This is a genomic window from Rhodovarius lipocyclicus, from assembly GCF_009900765.1.
GTDB lineage: Bacteria > Pseudomonadota > Alphaproteobacteria > Acetobacterales > Acetobacteraceae > Rhodovarius > Rhodovarius lipocyclicus.
This window is the reverse complement of the sequence record NZ_JAAABL010000005.1, coordinates 120,150-139,269: the sequence shown is the minus strand read 5'-3', so window position 1 is coordinate 139,269 and position 19,120 is coordinate 120,150. Positions and strand designations below refer to the sequence as shown.

18 protein-coding genes, 2 tRNA genes and 1 pseudogene are annotated in these 19,120 nt (G+C 69.1%); 19 read left to right on the top strand and 2 right to left on the bottom strand.

Annotation, left to right across the window (positions count from 1 at the left end):
* A partial coding sequence (locus GT007_RS07840) for a glycosyltransferase family 32 protein (protein WP_160121044.1) occupies positions 1-906 on the top strand: 906 nt, incomplete at its 5' end.
* A 24-nt stretch (positions 907-930) separates the two neighbouring features.
* Here the strand turns inward: GT007_RS07840 and GT007_RS07835 are convergent.
* Positions 931-1,803, bottom strand: coding sequence for a LysR substrate-binding domain-containing protein (locus GT007_RS07835; protein ID WP_160121043.1), 873 nt, complete (start codon positions 1,801-1,803; stop codon positions 931-933).
* A gap of 141 nt (positions 1,804-1,944) precedes the next feature.
* On the opposite strand from GT007_RS07835, the gene GT007_RS07830 reads away from it, so the two are divergent.
* The 6 genes and pseudogenes from GT007_RS07830 (at position 1,945) to GT007_RS07805 (ending at position 6,889) form a co-directional block, all read left to right on the top strand.
* Entirely contained in the window at positions 1,945-2,259 is a 315-nt protein-coding gene (locus tag GT007_RS07830) for a (2Fe-2S)-binding protein (protein WP_160121042.1), read from the top strand.
* Positions 2,241-2,330: pseudogene (locus GT007_RS23025) on the top strand (hypothetical protein); the annotation flags it as partial. The gene GT007_RS07830 and the pseudogene GT007_RS23025, both read left to right, overlap by 19 nt.
* 143 nt (positions 2,331-2,473) lie before the next feature.
* Entirely contained in the window at positions 2,474-3,727 is a 1,254-nt protein-coding gene (locus tag GT007_RS07820) for an FAD/NAD(P)-dependent oxidoreductase (RefSeq protein ID WP_160121049.1), read from the top strand.
* On the top strand, positions 3,727-4,863 hold the full coding sequence (locus tag GT007_RS07815) for an NAD(P)/FAD-dependent oxidoreductase (RefSeq protein ID WP_160121040.1): 1,137 nt from the start codon (positions 3,727-3,729) through the stop codon (positions 4,861-4,863). Before GT007_RS07820 ends, GT007_RS07815 begins: the two co-directional genes overlap by 1 nt.
* A gap of 2 nt (positions 4,864-4,865) precedes the next feature.
* Positions 4,866-5,318 (top strand): GNAT family N-acetyltransferase, encoded by a 453-nt coding sequence (locus GT007_RS07810; RefSeq protein WP_160121039.1) that lies wholly within the window; start codon positions 4,866-4,868, stop codon positions 5,316-5,318.
* Positions 5,319-5,329: 11 nt separating this feature from the next.
* Positions 5,330-6,889, top strand: coding sequence for an ABC transporter substrate-binding protein (locus GT007_RS07805; protein WP_160121038.1), 1,560 nt, complete (start codon positions 5,330-5,332; stop codon positions 6,887-6,889).
* 19 nt (positions 6,890-6,908) lie between these two features.
* On the opposite strand, the gene GT007_RS07800 is transcribed toward GT007_RS07805, so the two are convergent.
* Positions 6,909-8,738, bottom strand: coding sequence for a glycosyltransferase 61 family protein (locus GT007_RS07800; RefSeq protein ID WP_160121037.1), 1,830 nt, complete (start codon positions 8,736-8,738; stop codon positions 6,909-6,911).
* A gap of 65 nt (positions 8,739-8,803) precedes the next feature.
* Between GT007_RS07800 and recO the strand changes: the two genes are divergently transcribed.
* From recO to GT007_RS07740, 12 genes are all read left to right on the top strand, one after another.
* Positions 8,804-9,580 (top strand): DNA repair protein RecO, encoded by a 777-nt coding sequence (gene recO / locus GT007_RS07795; protein WP_160121036.1) that lies wholly within the window; start codon positions 8,804-8,806, stop codon positions 9,578-9,580.
* Positions 9,581-10,031: 451 nt separating this feature from the next.
* Positions 10,032-10,688, top strand: coding sequence for an ATP-dependent Clp endopeptidase proteolytic subunit ClpP (gene clpP / locus GT007_RS07790; RefSeq protein ID WP_160121035.1), 657 nt, complete (start codon positions 10,032-10,034; stop codon positions 10,686-10,688).
* A 163-nt stretch (positions 10,689-10,851) separates the two neighbouring features.
* The gene (gene clpX / locus GT007_RS07785; RefSeq protein ID WP_160121034.1) at positions 10,852-12,111 is read left to right on the top strand and encodes an ATP-dependent Clp protease ATP-binding subunit ClpX; all 1,260 of its coding nucleotides are present in this window, start codon (positions 10,852-10,854) and stop codon (positions 12,109-12,111) included.
* A gap of 127 nt (positions 12,112-12,238) precedes the next feature.
* Entirely contained in the window at positions 12,239-14,644 is a 2,406-nt protein-coding gene (lon, locus tag GT007_RS07780; RefSeq protein WP_160121033.1) for an endopeptidase La, read from the top strand.
* Between the two features lie 190 nt (positions 14,645-14,834).
* Complete coding sequence (locus GT007_RS07775) at positions 14,835-15,107, top strand: HU family DNA-binding protein (protein WP_160121032.1); 273 nt, start codon at positions 14,835-14,837, stop codon at positions 15,105-15,107.
* A 146-nt stretch (positions 15,108-15,253) separates the two neighbouring features.
* Positions 15,254-15,325, top strand: a tRNA-Val gene (locus tag GT007_RS07770).
* A gap of 115 nt (positions 15,326-15,440) precedes the next feature.
* A tRNA-Asp gene (locus GT007_RS07765) sits at positions 15,441-15,517 on the top strand.
* A 221-nt stretch (positions 15,518-15,738) separates the two neighbouring features.
* The gene (locus GT007_RS07760) at positions 15,739-16,107 is read left to right on the top strand and encodes an NADH-quinone oxidoreductase subunit A (RefSeq protein ID WP_160121031.1); all 369 of its coding nucleotides are present in this window, start codon (positions 15,739-15,741) and stop codon (positions 16,105-16,107) included.
* A 4-nt stretch (positions 16,108-16,111) separates the two neighbouring features.
* A complete protein-coding gene (locus tag GT007_RS07755) occupies positions 16,112-16,657 on the top strand; it encodes a NuoB/complex I 20 kDa subunit family protein (protein WP_160121030.1) in 546 nt (181 codons plus the stop codon).
* Positions 16,650-17,285 carry an NADH-quinone oxidoreductase subunit C gene (locus GT007_RS07750; protein ID WP_408015535.1) on the top strand — a complete coding sequence of 212 codons (636 nt, stop codon included), beginning with the start codon at positions 16,650-16,652 and terminating at the stop codon, positions 17,283-17,285. Before GT007_RS07755 ends, GT007_RS07750 begins: the two co-directional genes overlap by 8 nt.
* Positions 17,282-18,517 (top strand): NADH-quinone oxidoreductase subunit D, encoded by a 1,236-nt coding sequence (locus GT007_RS07745; RefSeq protein WP_160121029.1) that lies wholly within the window; start codon positions 17,282-17,284, stop codon positions 18,515-18,517. Before GT007_RS07750 ends, GT007_RS07745 begins: the two co-directional genes overlap by 4 nt.
* The gene (locus GT007_RS07740; protein WP_160121028.1) at positions 18,514-19,119 is read left to right on the top strand and encodes a complex I 24 kDa subunit family protein; all 606 of its coding nucleotides are present in this window, start codon (positions 18,514-18,516) and stop codon (positions 19,117-19,119) included. The genes GT007_RS07745 and GT007_RS07740 overlap by 4 nt, the downstream gene beginning before the upstream one ends.
* Position 19,120: the final 1 nt, after the last annotated feature.

Sequence of the window (19,120 nt, the reverse complement as noted above, 5' to 3'; positions counted from 1 at the left end):
GCGCCGCTGCTGGCCCAGGCCTGCCTTGCCGCCGGGGAGTTCCGCGCGGCGGACACCGCCCTGGCCGGGGCCGGGCGCACCCCCCTGCTGGCCGGCATCGCCGTGGCCTGCCCGGAGCTGCGCCCCGCCATCGGGCGGGAGGTGGCGGCGGCCATGGCCGCGCCCGCGCCGCCCACCGCCATCGCCCAGGCCTGGCTGACGCTGGAACTGGCCGAGGGCCGGATCGCCCCGCAGCGCCCCGTGCCCAGCCTGGAGCTGGCCCCGCCCGGCCCGCGCGACATTCCCTTCCGGGTCTTCCAGTACTGGAACTCGCCCCAGGTGCCGGACGACGTGGCGGCCTGCCTGCGCTCCTGGACCGCGCTCGGCGGCGTGGCCGAGCATGTGCTGTTCGACGACGCGGCCGCCGAGGCCTTCCTGCTGCGCGAATACGATGCGGCGCACGCCGCCGTCTTCCGCCGCTGCTACCACCCCGCCATGCGGTCGGATTTCATCCGCCTAGCCTATCTGTACCGCCATGGCGGCATCTACGCCGACGCGGACGAGATGTGCGCCGGCCCCCTCTGGGGCGAGTACCAAAGCTGGAAACACGCCCCCGCCGTGCTGGTGCTGGACGAGACCATCCCCGCCTACCTGCACAACTGGTTCATCGCCGCCCGGCCCGGCGCCCGCCTGCTGGGTGCCGCGCTGGAGGACGTCATGGCGCGCCTGGACCGGCCTGATGCCGAGGCACGGCCGGATATCTGGCAAAGCACCGGCCCGGGGCTGGTCACCAGGGCCTTCGCGCGGACAGCGGCGGAGGAACCCGCGGCACTGCTGAGCGTGGCACGCTATCGGCGGATCTGCCGGGGCGATACGCGGCTGGCCTATAAGGCGACGCCGGAAGGGAACTGGCGCATGGCGCGGTGAGGGGGCGGTTGGCAGGCGCCGCCCTCACACACACGCTCTGACATCGCGCGTGAACTCCCTGACGAAGCGCGCCGGCGGCCGGCTGCCATTGGTCACCAGGCTCAGGCTCATCAGCACCTGCGGCAGGAAGGGGCGTGTCACCAAGCCCGGAAAATCCTCCCACGGCATCAGCCCATCCACCAGCGCCACCCCCAGCCCCGCCCGCACCAGCGGCACCGCGGCGATCGAGGGCGTGATCTCGATATGGACACGCCGCGTGAAGCCCGCGCGTTCGAAGGCCTGGTCCAGCGGCGGCCCGACATCGGCGTGGGAGCCATAGGAGATGAGGCGCTGGCCCTGCAGGTCCTGCGGGGTGATGTGGGGCAGGGCGGCCAGCGGGCTGCCGGGGTGCAGCAGCGCCACCACGGGGCTCGCGCGCAGCAGTTCGGTGCGCACCATGGGGGCGCGGATGGTGGACAGGGTCAGGCCCAGATCCACCTCGCCCACCGCGATCTTCTCGCTCAGCTCCTCGGCGGGCAGGGTGCGGACGATCAGCTTCACCTCCGGGTTGCGGGCCTGGAAGCGGCCGATCGCGCCGGGCAGCAGCGCGAAGGTGGGCGGCGCGCTGGCGCCGATGCGCAGCAGCCCCACCTTGCGTTCCTTGATGCGCACGGCCAGGTCGCGCACCACCTCGAATTCGCGGAACAGGTGGTCGGCGTCGGCGAACAGCAGCTGGGCCTCGGCGGTCGCCACCAGCCGCCCGCCCACCCGGTCGAACAGCGGATAGCCGAGCTGGCTTTCGAAATGGCGCAGGATCTTGCTGACGGCGGGCTGGGAGACGTGCAGCGCCTCGGCCGCGGCGGTCAGGGTGCCGCTGCGCATGATGGCCCGGAAGATTTCGAGCTGGCGGATATTCATGCCCCGTTTCTGCCCCCGCCCGCGCCGCCGCGCCAGCCGGGTCGATAACCTGAGGTTAGGGCTGCAGGATGGATTGCGATTGGACCGGGGGCAGGGGCGGGGCGATCCTTGCTTATTCGGTAGGCGCGAGGGGGCGGAGCCGTGTTGGGTGTGAATGGCGCGCGGCTGAAGCGCGTGGCGGAGACCGGGCGGGCGCCGGTGTCCCTGGTGATCGACGGGACGCCCGCGACGGCGCTGGAAGGCGACACGCTGCTGACGGCGGTGTTGACCAATGGCCGGCAGCTGCGGGTTTCGGAATTCGGGGATGGCGTGCGCTCAGGCTTCTGCCTGATGGGCGCCTGCCAGGATTGCTGGGTGTACACCGAGGAAGGCGGCCGGCTGCGCGCCTGCTCCACCCCGGTGGCGGAAGGCATGCGCATTGTCACGCGGGGGGCGACATGGCCGCGCCTCGGGTAATCGTGGTCGGCGCGGGCCCCGCGGGGGTGCGCGCGGCCGAGCGTCTGGTGGCGGCGGGGCAGCGGCCCACCGTGGTGGATGAGGGGATGCGCGCTGGCGGGCAGATCTATCGCCAGCAGCCCCCGGGCTTCACCCGCAAGCCGCAGGATCTGTACGGCACGGAGGCCGGGCGGGCGGTGGCGGTGCATGGCGCCTTCGCCGCGCTGGCGGGCAGATCTATCGCCAGCAGCCCCCGGGCTTCACCCGCAAGCCGCAGGATCTGTACGGCACGGAGGCCGGGCGGGCGGTGGCGGTGCATGGCGCCTTCGCCGCGCTGGCCGGCAAGGTCGAATACCTGCCCGAGACCCTGGCCTGGAACATCCAGCCCGGGGCGCTGCATGTGGCGCGTGACGGCGTGGCGCGGAAGCTGCCCTTCGACGCGATCATCCTGGCCACCGGCGCCACCGACCGGCTGCTGCCGGTGCCGGGCTGGACGCGGCCGGGGGTGTACAGCCTGGGCGGCGCCCAGGTCAGCCTGAAGGCGCAGGCCTGCGCCATCGGCGCCAAGGTCGCCTTCCTGGGCACCGGGCCGCTGCTGTATCTGGTGGCCTCCCAATACCTGAAGGCGGGGGCGGAGGTGGCGGCGGTGCTCGACACCTCGCCCAACGCGGCGCGGTTCAAGGCGCTGCCGCTGATGGCCTCCCGCCCCGAATTGCTGGTGAAGGGTGCGGCCCTGTTGTGGAAGCTGCGCCGGGCGGGCGTGCCCATCCTGCGCGGCGTGACGCCCATCGCCATCGAGGGCGACGCGGAGCAGGGCGTGACCGGCCTGCGCGTGAAGGACGCGCAGGGCCGGGAGCGCCAGTTCGGCGCCGACGCGGTGGCCATGGGCTGGCATTTGCGCCCCGAGACGCAGCTGGCCGACCTGGCGGGCTGTGCCTTCGAGCATGACGCGCTCTCCGGCCTGTGGATGGCGAAGATGGAGCCCGACGGCCGCACCGGCGTGAAGGGCGTGTATCTGGCGGGCGATTCCGCGCGCATCCTGGGCGCCGATGGCGCCGAGATCGCGGGCCGCCTCGCCGCCTCCTCGGTGCTGATGGACCTCGGCATCGCCGTGCCGGTGGCGGAGGTGACGGAGCTGCACGCCCGCCGCGCCGTGATGGACCGCTTCCGGCGCGGGCTGCTCAAGGCCTTCCCCTGGCCCGGCCATCTGGCCGCCGCCGTGCCGGACGACACGCTGCTGTGCCGGTGCGAGGCGATCACGGCGGGCGAATTGCGCCGTTCGGCCTCGGCGCTCGGCGCGCCGGAGGTGAACCGCGCCAAGGCCCTGACCCGCGTGGGCATGGGCCGCTGCCAGGGCCGCTATTGCGGGCCGGCGGGGCAGGAGGTGCTGGCCGCGGCCCGCGGCGTGCCGCTGCCCGAGGTCGGGCGCCTGCGCGGCCAGGCCCCGGTCAAACCCCTCTCCATCGCCACCATCGCGGAGGATGCGTGATGCCCGAAGCGAATGTGGCCGATGTGATCGTGGTGGGCGGCGGGCTGATGGGCTCGGCCACCGCCTTTTTCCTGCGCCAGCGGGGCATGTCCGTGATTTTGCTGGAGCGCGGGCTGGTGGGCCAGCAGGCTAGCGGCACCAATTTCGGCAATGTCCGCCGGCAGGGGCGCTTCCTGCCGCAACTGCCGCTCGCCAACCGATCCCGCGAGATCTGGGGCAAGCTGCCCGAGCTGATCGGCGAGGATGTGGAGTTCATCCGGACCGGCCATCTGCGCGTGGGCTACCGCCCCGAGCATGTGGGCATGATGGAAGCCTACCGCGACGGGGCGAAGCCCTATGGGCTCGACCTGGAGCTGATCAGCGGCAACGCCCTGCGGGAGCGCTTCCCCTTCATCGGGCCGGAGGCGATCGCGGGTTCCTATTCGCCCCATGACGGCCACGCCAACCCGCGCCTCTCGGCCCCCGCCTTCGCCCGCGCCGCGCGCCGCGCCGGCGCCCAGGTGGTCGAGAATTGCGAGGTGATGGCCATCGAACGCGGCGTGGAGGATTTCCGCGTCGAGACCAAAACCGGCGCCGTGTTCCGCGCGCCGCTGGTGCAGATCTCGGCCGGCGCCTGGGGCGGGCGGCTGGCGGCCCGTTTCGGAGAGGCGGTGCCGATCGAGGCGCGCGGCCCCCAGATGGCCGTGACCGAGCCCGTGCCCTACGCGATCACCCCCGTCCTCGGTGTCACCACCAAGGAGAAGCTGGAGGTGATCTATGCCCGCCAGGTCACGCGCGGGAACATCGTGTTCGGCGGCACCGCGCATGGGCCGGCCGATCTGGACACCATCCGGGCCTCTGTCAGGCCCGAGGTGACGCTGCACCAGTTCACCCAGCTGAAGCGCATGGTGCCCGCCCTGGCCCAGCTCAACCTGATCCGGGTCTGGAGCGGCATCGAAGGCTATATGCGCGACGACCTCCCCGTGATGGGGCCGAGCGCGAAGGTGCCCGGGCTGTTCTATGCCTTCGGCTTCTGCGGCCATGGCTTCCAGCTGGGCCCGGGTGTCGGCGACGTGATGGCGGAACTGATCGCCACCGGGGCCACCACCACGCCCATCGAGCCCTTCGGCATTGCCCGCTTCGCGGGTGCCGCCTGAGCATGCTGGGGTTCGAGAGCGGTGTCTTCGAAAGCCGGCATGGCGGTTATCTGATCTCTACCGACCGCGCGCGGCTGGACCACGCGGCCATCCACGCCTTCCTGGCGGGGGAATCCTACTGGGCGCGCGGGCTGGATGCGGGGCTGCTGGAACGGGCCATCGCGGGCTCGCTGCCCTTCGCGGCCTATGATGGTTCCGGGGCGCTGGCGGGTTTCGCGCGGGTGGTCACGGATGGCGTGCTGTTCGCCTATCTGCGCGACGTCTTCGTGCTGCCGGCCCATCGCGGCCAGGGGCTGGGGCGCGCCATCAGCCAGGCCGCGCTGGACCACCCCGACCTCGGCACCGTGCGCAACTGGATGCTGGCGACGCAGGACGCGCACGGCGTCTACGCGGCGCTCGGCTTCGCGCCGGTCGCGGCCCCCGGCATGTACATGCAGTATCGTCCCCTCCCGTGAACGGAACCTCCATGCGCCCAAGCCTTTCCGCTCTCGCAGTGCTGATGGGGCTTTCCGCTCCAGCCCTGGCCCAGACCCTGACGCTGGGCGTCAGCGCCACGCCCAATTCGGTGGACCCGCATTTCAACTACGGCACCTCCACCCAGACCCTGACCTATCACCTGTTCGACACGCTGTTCACGCGGCTGGCGGACAGCACGCTGGGCCCGGGGCTGGCCACCTCCTGGCGGGTGCTGGAACCCACCGTGTGGGAGGTGAAGCTGCGCGAGGGCGTGCGCTTCACCAATGGCATGGCCTTCACCGCCGATGACGTGATGTTCAGCATCGCCCGCGCGCCCAACGTGCCCAATGCCACCGCCAGCTACGCGGGTGCGGTGCGCGCCATCGCGCGGGTGGAGGTGATCAACCCCCTGACCATCCGCATCCACACCAACGGCCCGGCGCCCACCCTGCCGCTGGATCTCGCGCCGCTCGGCATCGTCTCCCGCCAGGTGGGGGAGGGCGCGGCCACTGAGGACTACAATGCCGGCCGCGCCGCGATCGGCACCGGCCCCTACCGGCTGATCCGCTTCATCCCCGGCCAGCAGGCGGAGCTGGAGCGCAACCCGGATTGGTGGGGCGCCCGCCAGGAATGGGAGAAGGTGACGATCCGCTTCCTGCCCAACCCGGGCACCCGCACCGCGGCGCTGCTGGCGGGGGATGTGGACGTGATCGACCTGCCCTCGCCCAACGACCTGCCGCGCCTGCGGTCGGACGCGCGCTTCACCGTCTCCTCGCGCGCCAGCATGCGCCTGGTCTATCTGGCGCCGAACCAGCAGGCGGAGGTGGCGCCCTTCATCACCGACAATGCCGGCAACCCGCTGCCGGCCAACCCGTTGCGCGACCAGCGCGTGCGCCAGGCCCTGACCATCGCCCTGAACCGGGAGGCCCTGGCCAGCCGCGTCATGCAGGGCACGGCCACGCCCGCCGGGCAATGGATGCCCGCCGGCACCTATTCCCACAACCCGGCCGTGCCGGTGCCCGCGCAGGATATTGAGGGCGCGCGCCGGCTGCTGGCCGCCGCGGGCTATCCGGACGGCTTCCGCATGACGCTGCATGTGGCCAACAACGCGCGGCCGACCGACCCTGTCTCCGCCCAGGCCATCGCGCAGATGTGGACGCGGGTGGGCGTGCGGACGGAGATCGAGGCGCAGCCGCTGGCCGCCTATTCCCCCCGCGCCGCGCGGATGGAATACGCCATGACCGTCTGGGGCTGGGGCAGTATCGGCCATGCCGGCCACCCGCTGGTGAACACGGTGGCCACCAATGACCGCGCCCGGCTGACCGGGGGGTTCAACCGCTCCGGCTATTCCAACCCGGCGATCGACCGGATGATCGCGGCCGCGATGGGCGAGATGGACGACACCCGGCGCGAGGCGCTGCTGAACCAGGCGGTGGCGGCGGCGGTGCAGGATGTGGCGGTGATCCCGCTGTACAACCTGACCAATTTCTGGGCCTCCCGCCGCGGCATCCGGTATGAGGCGACCACCTATGACTACACGCTGGCGGTGAATGCCCAGACGGTGAGGTAGGGACGGTGAGGTAGGCGGCCTACCCCAGCATCCGGTCCAGCGCGGCCAGGGCCTGGTCCAGCTCCAGCGTCCAGCGCTTCTGGTGGGGGCTGGGGTCGGCGGGGTCTTCCGCGCCCAGGATCAGCCCCGCCTCCAGCCCGGCGGAGGCGAACATGTTCAGGTGCCAGGGCGCGAATTCGCTCGTGCCCTCCAGCGTGATCACCTTCGTGCCCGGGTGGCAGAACACCGTGTTGAACATCCCAGCCCCACCGAGGCCCACCACGCAGGCGGCCTCACGGAACAGCCGCGCCTGGCCGGGCAGGGAGAGGGTCTCGGGCTCCACGATCTCGAAGCCGCGGGCCAGCATGGCCTCGTGCAGGCGTTCCTCCCCCAGCAGGGCGCGATAGGCGCCGCGCCGGCTGATCGAAAGGCGGGAGACGAACAGCCGGCGATGCGGCGCCGGCAGGTCCAGCAGGCCCTGGCGCGCCAGGAAGCCGTCGATCGCCTGCCGCAGGAAGGGGGTCACGGCCAGGTCGCGCTGGCTCTGTTCCAGCAGCCCCACATGGCGCAGCAGCCAGGGGCTCTGCGCCTCATGCGCCAGCAGCTCCCCGGGGGCGATGCCGGCGGCGGCCAGGAAGTCCTTCTGCCAGGGCAGCGGGCACCAGCAATAGAATTTGGCGTAGCGGTCCCGGTGGCGCTGGAACAGCTCGACCGAGGCCAGGGCGAGCAGCAGCCACATGCCCCAATTGGCGCCCTCGTCCGGGGTGCCCCAGAAGACGGGCTCGGCGATCTCTCCGGCGGGGGCCAGGGCGGGGGCGTTGACGGTAAGCCCCAGCACGGGGTCGCGCTGGACCGGCCAGCTGGGGTCGAAGCCCCAGGCCCCCTGCTCGGCCAGGCGCCAGGCCTGGCCCTGCCGCTGAGCGGGGTCGCGGTAGCGGCTGATGAGGGTGTTGCCGAAGAACAGCGTGTCGAAGCCCGTGACCACCACGTCATGGTATTCGACCAGGGTGGAGCCATGCAGGGTGGCGGTGGGCGGGGCCGGCGGGGCGATGGGCTCGGCGCGGGCCTGGGCGATGCCGAGCGGCGCGAAGGGGGCCGAGGCCGGGGTTTCGGGCTCCAGCTCCTCCAGCATCATGCGCCCGCCTTCGCCCACGCAGTCCAGCGGGCCGGCATGGGGCAGGGTCAGTGGCGGGGTGCCGAGGAAATGTTCCACCGCGGGCGGGCCGGGCAGGGCGGACAGGCGGGCGATATCGGCGGCGTCCGGATGGGCGGGCAGGGCGGCCAGCCGCTCCGCCCGCCGGGCGGCGCTGGGCAGGCGCCAGCCCTGGAAGAAGGCGATGCCGGTGGGCGGCAGGGCGAACACGGCGGCGGCGGCGCCTTCGGCCACGGGTTCCAGCAGGCTGGGCAGGGCGAAGACCTGGCCCACCCACCAGCCCTGGCTGGGCTCGGCGCTGGCCATGCCGGGGCTGGGGGGCACCGCGTCGTCGAACACCCACCAGGCATCCGGCGTGCAGAGCGGGCCCATCGCCTCCACCTGGCGCAGGATGGCGGCGGCGCGGTGGTCGGAGTCGATATAGGCCAGGGTGTGGCGGCGGGTGGTCTCGCGGGCTATGGTCAGCAGCCGGGCCGGCAGATCGGCCGGGTCGGGGCAATCATGCAGGGCCGCGGAGGCGCAGCGCAGGCGTGGCACATGCCCGATCGGGCCCAGGAAGGTCACATGCAGGCCGGGCTGGTTGCAGGCGGGTGGAAAATCATGCGCGATGACCAGGATGTTCCGGTGGCCGCCGCGGCCGAGGGCGAGGCGCAGGGCTTCCTCGCTGCTGCCCGGCGCTTGGGGCGAGGGGGCGTTACCGGACGCGTCTGTGGGCATTCTGGCCTGATATGTTGGGATGTCTGCCTGCTTAATGCAGTTCCGGCGGAAGGGAAATCACGCCCATGAGCACGAGTTGGGAAGGCCCCGCCATCGTGCTCTCGGCGCGGCCGCATGGCGAGGCCGGGGCGCTGGTCAGCCTGCTGACCGAGGCGATGGGCCGCCACCCCGGCCTGGCCAAGGGCGGGCAGAGCCGGGCGCAGACGCCGGTGTGGCAGGCGGGCAACCTGGTGGAGGCGCGCTGGGTGGCGCGGCTGGCCGAGCAGCTGGGCGCTGTCTCCGGCGAATTGGTGCATCCCGCCGCCGCCCTGGCGATGGAGGAGCCGCTGACGCTGGCGGTGCTTTCGGCTGCCTGTTCGGTCGCCGATGGCGCCCTGCCGGAGCGGGTGGCGCATCCGGAGAGCTTCCATGGGCTGGTGCGGCTGATCGTCTCCCTGACCCGCGCGCCGGAGCGCGCGCCGGAGGCGCTGGTGCGCTGGGAGCTGATTTTGCTGCGGGAGCTGGGATACGGGCTGGATCTGGAGGCTTGTGCCGTGACCGGTACGAATCAGGAGCTGGTCTGGGTGTCTCCGCGCACGGGCCGGGCGGTGGGGCGGCAGGCGGGGGAGCCTTATGCCGGCCGGCTGCTGCCCTTGCCGAAGTTCCTGTTGAACGAGGATGCGGCGGCGGGGCCGGAGGAGTGGCTTGAAGGGCTGCGGCTGACCGCCCATTTCCTGGAACGTGACGCCTTCGGCATTCATCACCGCCCGCTGCCCGCCGCCCGGATCAGGGCGCAGGACCGGGTGGCCGCCCTGGCCGAGGCCGCCCAGCTCCCCAAGCCCGAGCAGCAGGAGCCCTTGTGACCACTTACTTTTCCACCTGTCGAATCCGGCCGCAAGGCGGCCGGCGGCGCCCATAAGGCTGTGTGGCCGGGTGGGCCCGCGGCGCGCCGTAAGCCAAGCGGCCGGAGGCCGCGCCCGGCGCTTGAGGGCGGAATATCCGGCCGCACGGCGGCCGGCGGCGCCCATAAGGCTGTGTGGCCGGGTGGGCCCGTGGCGCGCCGTAAGCCAAGCGGCCGGAGGCCGCGCCCGGCGCCTGAGGGCGGAATACACATCCGCGCCCGGCGCCTGAGGGCGGAATACCCATCCTCATTCGGCGGCGCAGCCGCCGAATGAGGATGGGGGGCTTCCCCCGGTTCACCTTCTGCCCACATGTTGCTTGTATAGTCGGGCTGGCCGAATCTCCGGCAGCCTGCGTCACCAGCGGTTGCCCATGGAGCGTTTCGGGGACCGCGCGAACAGGATGCGATCAGGCATGTCCATTTTCCGGGACCGGGATCCGGTCGAAGTCTACAACAACGGCCTCGTGCCCATGGTCGTGGAGCAGAGCGCGCGCGGTGAGCGGGCGTTCGACATCTATTCCCGGCTGCTGCGCGAACGCATCATCTTCCTGACCGGCGAGGTGCACGACCAGGTCGCGAGCGTGATCTGCGCCCAGCTGCTGTTCCTGGAGAGCGAGAACCCGACCAAGGAAATCTCGTTCTACATCAACAGCCCGGGTGGCGTGGTGTCCTCCGGCCTCGCGATCTATGACACCATGCAGTACATCCGCTGCCCGGTCAGCACCGTGTGCATGGGCATGGCGGCCAGCATGGGCAGCCTGCTGCTGACCGCTGGCGAGAAGGGCAAGCGCTTCGCCCTGCCCAACGCCCGCGTCATGGTGCACCAGCCCTCCGGCGGCGCCCGCGGCCAGGCGACGGACATCGAGATCCAGGCGCGTGAGATCCTGACGCTGCGCAAGCGGCTGAACGCGATCTATGTCGAGCACACCGGCCAGAGCATGGACGCGATCGAGGCCAAGCTGGAGCGCGACAGCTACATGAGCGCCGAGGAAGCCAAGGAATGGGGCCTGGTGGACGAGGTGGTCAGCCGCCGCGCCGTGGCCCCCACCCCCGAAGCCCCCAAGAGCTGAGCGGGGCGGTATTGTCACGGGACCGGACCCTGAGCGCGCCACGGATTTTCCCACCACGCTTTCCGTGGCGCAGCGAAGGGGCTAGTCTCGACGTTTGTTTTTCCGGGACCAGCCTTTCCACCCCCATCCAGGGCGGCCAGGAAAGGCCGGGCAAGGAGCACGCATGAGCAAGTCTTCGGGCGATTCGAAGAACACCCTGTATTGCTCGTTCTGCGGCAAGTCGCAGCACGAGGTCCGTAAGTTGATTGCGGGCCCGACCGTGTTCATCTGCGATGAGTGCGTCGAGCTGTGCATGGATATCATCCGCGAGGAGCACAAGACCACGCTGGTGAAGAGCCGCGATGGTGTGCCGACCCCGCGTGAGATCTGCAAGGTGCTCGATGACTACGTGATCGGGCAGGACCACGCCAAGAAGGTCCTCGCGGTCGCGGTGCACAACCACTACAAGCGCCTGGCCGGCCAGGCCAAGAGCGAGGTGGAGATCGCGAAGTCCAACATCATGCTGATCGGGCCCACCGGCTCGGGCAAGACGCTGCTGGCGCAGACGCTGGCGCGGATTCTCGACGTGCCCTTCACCATGGCGGACGCCACGACGCTGACCGAGGCCGGCTATGTCGGCGAGGATGTGGAGAACATCATCCTCAAGCTGCTGCAGGCCGCGGACTACAATGTGGAGCGCGCGCAGCGCGGCATCGTCTATATCGACGAGGTCGACAAGATCAGCCGCAAGTCCGACAACCCCTCCATCACCCGTGATGTGAGCGGCGAGGGCGTGCAGCAGGCCCTGCTGAAGATCATGGAAGGCACCGTCGCCTCCGTGCCGCCGCAGGGCGGGCGCAAGCATCCGCAGCAGGAATTCCTGCAGGTGGACACGACCAACATCCTGTTCATCTGCGGCGGCGCCTTCGCGGGGCTGGAGAAGATCATCGGTTCCCGCGGGAAGGGCTCGGGCATCGGCTTCGGTGCCGAGGTCAAGGAAGTCGACGAGCGCCGCACCGGCCAGATCCTGCGGGAAGTGGAGCCGGAGGACCTGATGAAGTTCGGGCTGATCCCCGAATTCATCGGCCGCCTGCCGGTGGTCGCCACGCTCGAGGACCTGGACGAGAAGACGCTGATCGAGATCCTGAGCAAGCCGAAGAACGCGCTGGTCAAGCAGTACCAGAAGCTGTTCGAGATGGAGGGCAGCAAGCTGACCTTCACCGAGGACGCGCTGAAGGCGATCAGCCACCGCGCCATCCAGCGCAAGACCGGCGCGCGCGGCCTGCGCTCGATCATGGAGGGCATCCTGCTGCACACCATGTTCGACCTGCCGGGCATGGAGAATGTGGCCGAGGTGGTGGTGAACGGGGAGGTGGCCGAGGGCCGCGCCCAGCCGCTGTTCATCTACAGCGAGCGTCAGCCGGAACAGGCCGCCTCGGCCTGATGCCAAGCAGGGCGGGGGTGGCTTGTGCCGGCCCTCTCGCCCTCCCATGTGATGTGACAGTTCCAAAACGCCGCGTGCCATGCCGCTTCAGGGTGGCGCCCGGCCCGACTGTCCGAAGTGAGGTCTTATGACGGAATTCAAGAGCGGCGATCAGCTTCCCGTATTGCCGCTGCGGGATATCGTGGTGTTCCCGCACATGATCGTGCCGCTCTTCGTCGGGCGCGAGAAGTCCGTGCGCGCGCTCGAAGCCGTGATGCGCGACGACAAGCAGATCCTGCTGGTTACCCAGAAGAACGCCGCCCAGGATGACCCTGAGGAAGCCGATCTGTACCGCACCGGCACCGTTTCCACGGTGCTGCAGCTGCTGAAGCTGCCCGACGGCACGGTGAAGGTGCTGGTGGAGGGCAGCAAGCGCGCCCGCGTCACCAGCTTCGAGAGCACCGACAGCCATTTCGAGGCGGTCGCCGAACTGATCGACGAGCCCGTCAGCACCACCCCCGCGAAGGAGGTGGAGGCGCTGGCCCGCACGGTGATCGGCCAGTTCGAGAGCTACATCAAGCTCAATAAGAAGATCGCGCCCGAGGTGCTGGTCTCGATCAACCAGATCGACGACCCGGCGAAGCTGGCCGACACGGTGGCCAGCCACCTGTCGATCAAGATCGCCGAGAAGCAGGAATTGCTGGAGATCCCCTCGGTCGCCGGCCGGCTGGAGCGCGTTTTTGCCCATATGGAGGGCGAGATCGGTGTGCTGCAGGTGGAAAAGCGCATCCGCAACCGCGTGAAGCGGCAGATGGAGAAGACCCAGCGCGAGTACTATCTGAACGAGCAGCTGAAGGCGATTCAGAAGGAGCTGGGCGAGGGCGAGGAGGGCAAGGACGAATCGGCCGAGCTCGAAGCCCGCATCAACAAGACCAAGCTGTCGAAGGAAGCGCGGGAGAAGGCGCTGGCGGAGCTGAAGAAGCTGCGCAGCATGAGCCCGATGTCCGCCGAGGCGACGGTGGTGCGCAACTACCTCGACTGGATCCTGTCGATCCCCTGGAAGAAGAAGTCCAAGGTCAAGAACGACGTGCCGGCCGCCGAGAAGGTGCTGGACGCCGATCACTATGGCCTGGAGAAGGTGAAGGAGCGGATCACGGAATACCTGGCGGTGCAGAGCCGCAGCCAGAAGATCCGTGGCCCCATCCTGTGCCTGGTCGGCCCCCCGGGTGTCGGCAAGACGTCGCTGGGCAAGTCCATCGCCAAGGCCACGGGGCGCAGCTTCGTGCGCATCTCGCTGGGCGGCGTGCGGGACGAGGCCGAGATCCGCGGCCACCGCCGCACCTATATCGGTTCCATGCCCGGCAAGATCATCCAGGGCATGAAGAAGGCCAAGACCAGCAACCCGCTGTTCCTGCTGGACGAGATCGACAAGCTCGGCGCCGATTGGCGCGGTGACCCGTCGAGCGCCCTGCTGGAGGTGCTGGACCCCGAGCAGAACAGCACCTTCCAGGATCACTACCTGGAAGTGGACTACGACCTCTCGGACGTGATGTTCGTCACGACCGCCAACAGCCTGCGCATGCCCCAGCCGCTGCTGGACCGCATGGAGATCATCCGCGTCGGTGGCTACACCGAGGACGAGAAGGTCGAGATCAGCAAGCGCCACCTGCTGCCCAAGGTCAGCGAGGCCAATGGCCTCAAGGCCGGGGAGTGGAGCCTGGCCGATGACGCGGTCCGCGAACTAGTGCGCACCTATACCCGTGAGGCGGGCGTGCGCAGCCTGGAGCGCGAGATCGGCGGCGTGGCCCGCAAGGCGGTCAAGGAGATCGTGACCGGCAAGGCGAAGAAGGTCACGGTCAACAAGAAGAACCTCGAGAAATACGCGGGCGTGCCGAAGTTCCGCTACGGCGTGGCCGAGACCGAGGATCTGGTGGGCGTCGTCACGGGCCTGGCCTGGACCGAGGTGGGGGGCGAGATCCTCTCCATCGAGAGCGTGGTGGTGCCCGGCAAGGGCAACATCCGGCCCACGGGCCAGCTGGGCGATGTGATGAAGGAAAGCGTGAGCGCCGCGCTGTCCTATGTGCGCAGCCGCTCGACCGTGTTCGGCCTGAAGCCCACCCTGTTCGAGAAGCGCGACATCCATGTGCATGTGCCCGAAGGGGCCACGCCCAAGGATGGGCCGAGCGCGGGTATCGCCATGGCTACCTCCATCATCTCGGTGCTGACGGGCATTCCCGTGCGCCGCGATGTGGCGATGACCGGCGAGATCACGCTGCGGGGCCGGGTGCTGCCGATCGGGGGCCTGAAGGAGAAGCTGCTGGCCGCGCTGCGCGCGGGCATCAAGACCGTCTTCATCCCGAAGGACAATGAGAAGGACCTGGCCGAGATCCCGGACAATGTGAAGAAGGGGCTGAAGATCATCCCCGTCGATCACGTGGACCAGGTGATCGCCAAGGCCCTGGTGCGCCCGCCCGAGGCGATCGAGTGGGTGGAGCCGGAGGAGTTGCCGGCGGTGCCGCCCGCGGGCGAATCGGCGGCGGTGCGCCCGCACTGAAAACGGGCCTTGGAACGAATCGGAAAGGGGCGCCTCCGGGCGCCCTTTTTCATGTGTGCGCCGCGAAAAATGGCGGTTTTCCGGGGATAACAGGGCCGTCGCGGTTGACGCGCTCGAAGCCGCGAACCTAGTGTGCCGCCAGATTTCGTGGCTGGAATCGGCCAGCCACGGCACTCCCGCAGGGGGCAGGATGAACAAGCAGGATCTGGTGGCCGTGGTGGCCGACTCTGGCGAACTTTCGAAGGCCAAGGCCGGCGAGGTGCTGGACGCGCTGTTCGAGGCGATCACCAAGGCGCTGAAGAAGAAGCAGGAAGTCCGTCTGGTGGGCTTCGGCACCTTCAGCACCAGCAAGCGCAAGGCCGGCAAGGGCCGCAACCCGCGCACGGGCGAGGAGATCAAGATCCCCGCCTCCACCACCGTGCGTTTCAAGGCCGGCAAGGGCCTGAAGGATGCCGTGAACTGATCCTTCCCGTCACGGGGGGATGACGAAGGGGCCGGTTCCGCGAGGGACCGGCCCTTTTTTATTGCGGCCTGCCCCTGGGGCGCTGAGGAGGGCGGGGCGCCGCAACTGGCGCGGGCAGGGAAAGGCCGCTATAGCCCGGCGGGCCAGGGCGCTTAGCTCAGCGGTAGAGCGCCTCGTTTACACCGAGGATGCCGGGGGTTCGAATCCCTCAGCGCCCATTCCCGACCTCATTCCTGCGCATGATCCACAGGCTTGTGGCGCAGGGATGATTTTTCTCTCCCCCCCCTCGGTTGACACTTGGGGCTCCAGCCTTCAAAAGCCCCTCCAACGCACGCGGGTGTAGCTCAGTTGGTTAGAGCGCCGGCCTGTCACGCCGGAGGTCGCGGGTTCGAGCCCCGTCACTCGCGCCAGTTTTTTTCTTCCCTTTCAATGTGATCAGTGTGCGTTACCGCAAAGCGCGGGGCGAAAGCCCCTGCGCTTTTTGCGCGTGGCGACTATGGCGAAAGCTTGGCGGCGGGAGTATGGTCCGCCCACGCTGCGCTGCACCCGGCGGGTGTTTGTGTGGCTGGATCCCGCTTGCCCGACCGGGTCTGTGGGCCCAGAGGTAACGCGTAACCAAGGTAGGGCCAGCATGAGCGCCAGCCTTCTCGGGGAGTATTTCCCCATCCTGGTCTTCATCGGGATCGCTGCGGGAATCGCCATCGCCATGGTGGCGGGTGCGCTTCTCCTGGCCCGTCAGAAGCCTGATGCCGAGAAGCTTTCCACCTATGAGTGCGGGTTCGAGCCGTTCGAGGATACGCGGCACCGTTTCGACGTGCGCTTCTATCTCGTGGCCATCCTGTTCATCATCTTCGACCTCGAGGTCGCCTTCCTGTTCCCTTGGGCCATCACGCTGGGCGATATCGGCTGGCTGGGCTTCGGCAGCATGATGGCGTTCCTCGGCGTGCTGACGGTGGGTTTCATCTATGAGTGGCGCAAGGGCGCCCTGGACTGGGAGTGACGCCATGAGCGAGCTCGCATGGAACCGCGACGCGCTGCCCCCCGGGGCGGAGCAGGAAGCGGTGATCAAGGGCATCACGGGTGAGATCGAAGACAAGGGCTTCGTCGTCGCCAACCTCGACAAGATCGTGAACTGGGCGCGCACGGGCAGCCTGTGGCCGATGACCTTCGGCCTGGCCTGCTGCGCGGTGCCCATGATCCACGCTTATATGGCGCGGTACGATCTGGACCGCTTCGGCGTCATTCCGCGCGGTTCGCCGCGGCAGTCGGATGTGATGATCGTGGCCGGCACGCTGACCAACAAAATGGCCCCCGCGCTGCGCAAGGTCTATGACCAGATGAGCGAGCCGCGCTGGGTCATCTCCATGGGCAGCTGCGCCAATGGCGGCGGCTACTACCACTATAGCTACAGCGTGGTGCGCGGTTGCGACCGCATCGTGCCCGTCGATGTCTATGTGCCCGGCTGCCCGCCCACGGCGGAAGGCCTGGTCTACGGCATCCTGCAGCTGCAGAAGAAGATTCGCCGGACGGGGACCATCCTGCGTGGTTGAGAAGCTGGAACAGGCGCTGCGCGCCGCCCTGCCGGACGCCGTGCTGACGCATGACCGCGCCGGCGCCGAGCTGGTGCTGCATGCCGGGCGGGAGAAGCTGCTGCCCGTGATGGCCGTGCTGCGGGACCACCCCGACCTGGCCTTCGAGCAGTGCATGGACATCTGCGGCGTGGACTGGCCCGACCGGCCGGAGCGCTTCGAGGTGGTCTACAACCTGCTGTCGCTGGCGCTGAACTGGCGCCTGCGCGTGGTGGTGCCCGCCACCGAGCGCACCCCGGTGCCCAGCGTGACCGGCCTGTGGCCCAGCGCCACCTGGTTCGAGCGCGAAGTGTGGGACATGTACGGCGTGAGCTTCGAGGGGCTGGCCGACCAGCGCCGGCTCCTGACGGATTACGGCTTCGAGGGGCACCCGCTGCGCAAGGACTTCCCGCTCTCGGGCCATGTCGAGCTGCGCTACGACGCGACGCTCAAGGAAGTGGTCTATGAGCCGGTGAAGCTGACGCAGGATTTCCGCAGCTTCGACTTCACCTCCCCGTGGGAGGCGATCACGACCCTGCCGGGCGACGAGAAGGTGCACCTGAACCGCTTCCCGCCGCCCCCGCCCCCGCCGCAGGAGGCCAAGCCATGAGCCTGACGACCGGAACCGGCGCCGTTCCCGCTTCTCCCGTGGAGGAGACGCGGGTGGTGCAGGTGGACAGCCACACCATCAATTTCGGCCCGCAGCACCCCGCGGCGCATGGCGTGCTGCGCCTCGTCATGGAGCTGAAGGGCGAGCTGGTGGAGCGTGCCGACCCGCATATCGGCCTGCTGCATCGCGGCACCGAGAAGCTGATCGAGTACAAGACCTATCTGCAGGCGCTGCCCTATTTCGACCGGCTGGACTACGTCAGCCCGATGGCGATGGAACACGCCTTCGCGCTGGGCACGGAGCGCCTGCTGGGCATCGAGCAGGATATCCCGGAACGCGCGCGCTATATCCGCGTGCTGTTCAGCGAGATCACGCGCATCCTGAACCACCTGCTGAACATCACCACCTATGTGATGGATTGCGGCGGTATCACGCCGGCGCTGTGGGGCTTCGAACAGCGCGAGCACCTGCTCGAAATGTACGAGATGACCTCGGGCAGCCATTACCACGCCAACTACTTCCGTCCCGGCGGCGTGGCGAAGGACATCCCGGCGAACCTGCAATCCAAGATCGAATCCTGGGCCGACGCCTTCCCGGCCTTCGTGGACGATCTGGAGCGGCTGGTCACCAACAACCGCATCTTCAAGCAGCGCACCGTCGATATCGGCGTGATGAGCGCCGAGGAAGCGGTGGCCTGGGGCTTCTCCGGCCCCTGCCTGCGCGCCTCCGGCGTGCCGTGGGATTTGCGCCGCCAGCAGCCCTATGAGGTCTATGACCGCATGGAGTTCGAGGTGCCGGTGGGCCGGCATGGCGACTGCTACGACCGCTATCTGGTCCGCATCGTCGAGATGCGCGAATCGCTGAAGATTATCCGGCAGTGCCTGGCGCAGATGCGCCCGGGCCCGATCAAGGTGGCGGACAACAAGATCACGCCGCCCAAGCGCGCCGAGATGAAAAGCTCGATGGAAGCGCTGATCCATCACTTCAAGCTGTACACCGAGGGCTATCACGTGCCCGCGGGCGCCACCTATTCGGTGGTGGAAGCGCCCAAGGGCGAGTTCGGCGTCTATCTGGTGGCCGATGGCGGCAACAAGCCGTATCGCTGCAAGATCCGTTCGCCGGGCTACGCCCATCTTCAGGCCACGGAGGCACTCTCCAAGGGCCATATGCTGGCTGACGCGGTGGCGATCATCGGCAGCCTGGATGTCGTGTTCGGGGAGATCGACCGGTGAGCGAAGAACCCCAATCTTTCGCGTTCGATGCGGAGAGCGAGACCAAGATCGCCGAGATCCTGGCCCGTTACCCGGCTGAGAAGAAGGCGAGCGGCGTGATCCCGCTGCTCTATGTGGCCCAGAAGCAGATGGGCCGGCAGACGGGCAGCGCCTGGGTGCCGCGCGTGGCGATGGACGTGATCGCCCAGCGCCTCGAGATCGCGCCGGTGCGCGTGTATGAGGTCGCGACCTTCTACTTCATGTTCAACACGAAGAAGATGGGCCGCTATCACCTGCAGGTCTGCGGCACCACGCCCTGCATGCTGCGCGGCTCCGACGACGTGCTGCGCGCCTGCAAGGATGCCGGCCACCTGAGCGGCTACGGCGCCACCAGCCCGGACGGGCTGTTCACGCTGAGCGAGGTCGAGTGCCTCGGTGCCTGCGTGAACGCGCCGATCCTGCAGGTCGACGACGATTATTACGAGGACATGGACTACGACAGCGCGGTGAAGCTGCTGGAAGCCCTGAAGCGCGGTGAGCGGCCGAAGCCGGGCAGCGTGATCGGGCGCCAGACCAGCGCGCCCGAGGGCGGCCCCATGGTTCTGACCGGCGAGGAAGGGTGAG

What these genes read in the sequence shown, in the direction of transcription:
- GT007_RS07835 (WP_160121043.1), bottom strand. Translation starts at nt 1,803, where the DNA reads ATGAATATCCGCCAGCTCGAAATCTTCCGGGCCATCATGCGCAGCGGC.
- GT007_RS07815 (WP_160121040.1), top strand. Translation starts at nt 3,727, where the DNA reads ATGCCCGAAGCGAATGTGGCCGATGTGATCGTGGTGGGCGGCGGGCTG.
- GT007_RS07810 (WP_160121039.1), top strand. Translation starts at nt 4,866, where the DNA reads ATGCTGGGGTTCGAGAGCGGTGTCTTCGAAAGCCGGCATGGCGGTTAT.
- GT007_RS07805 (WP_160121038.1), top strand. Translation starts at nt 5,330, where the DNA reads ATGCGCCCAAGCCTTTCCGCTCTCGCAGTGCTGATGGGGCTTTCCGCT.
- GT007_RS07800 (WP_160121037.1), bottom strand. Translation starts at nt 8,738, where the DNA reads ATGCCCACAGACGCGTCCGGTAACGCCCCCTCGCCCCAAGCGCCGGGC.
- recO (WP_160121036.1), top strand. Translation starts at nt 8,804, where the DNA reads ATGAGCACGAGTTGGGAAGGCCCCGCCATCGTGCTCTCGGCGCGGCCG.
- clpP (WP_160121035.1), top strand. Translation starts at nt 10,032, where the DNA reads ATGTCCATTTTCCGGGACCGGGATCCGGTCGAAGTCTACAACAACGGC.
- clpX (WP_160121034.1), top strand. Translation starts at nt 10,852, where the DNA reads ATGAGCAAGTCTTCGGGCGATTCGAAGAACACCCTGTATTGCTCGTTC.
- lon (WP_160121033.1), top strand. Translation starts at nt 12,239, where the DNA reads ATGACGGAATTCAAGAGCGGCGATCAGCTTCCCGTATTGCCGCTGCGG.
- GT007_RS07775 (WP_160121032.1), top strand. Translation starts at nt 14,835, where the DNA reads ATGAACAAGCAGGATCTGGTGGCCGTGGTGGCCGACTCTGGCGAACTT.
- GT007_RS07760 (WP_160121031.1), top strand. Translation starts at nt 15,739, where the DNA reads ATGAGCGCCAGCCTTCTCGGGGAGTATTTCCCCATCCTGGTCTTCATC.
- GT007_RS07755 (WP_160121030.1), top strand. Translation starts at nt 16,112, where the DNA reads ATGAGCGAGCTCGCATGGAACCGCGACGCGCTGCCCCCCGGGGCGGAG.
- GT007_RS07745 (WP_160121029.1), top strand. Translation starts at nt 17,282, where the DNA reads ATGAGCCTGACGACCGGAACCGGCGCCGTTCCCGCTTCTCCCGTGGAG.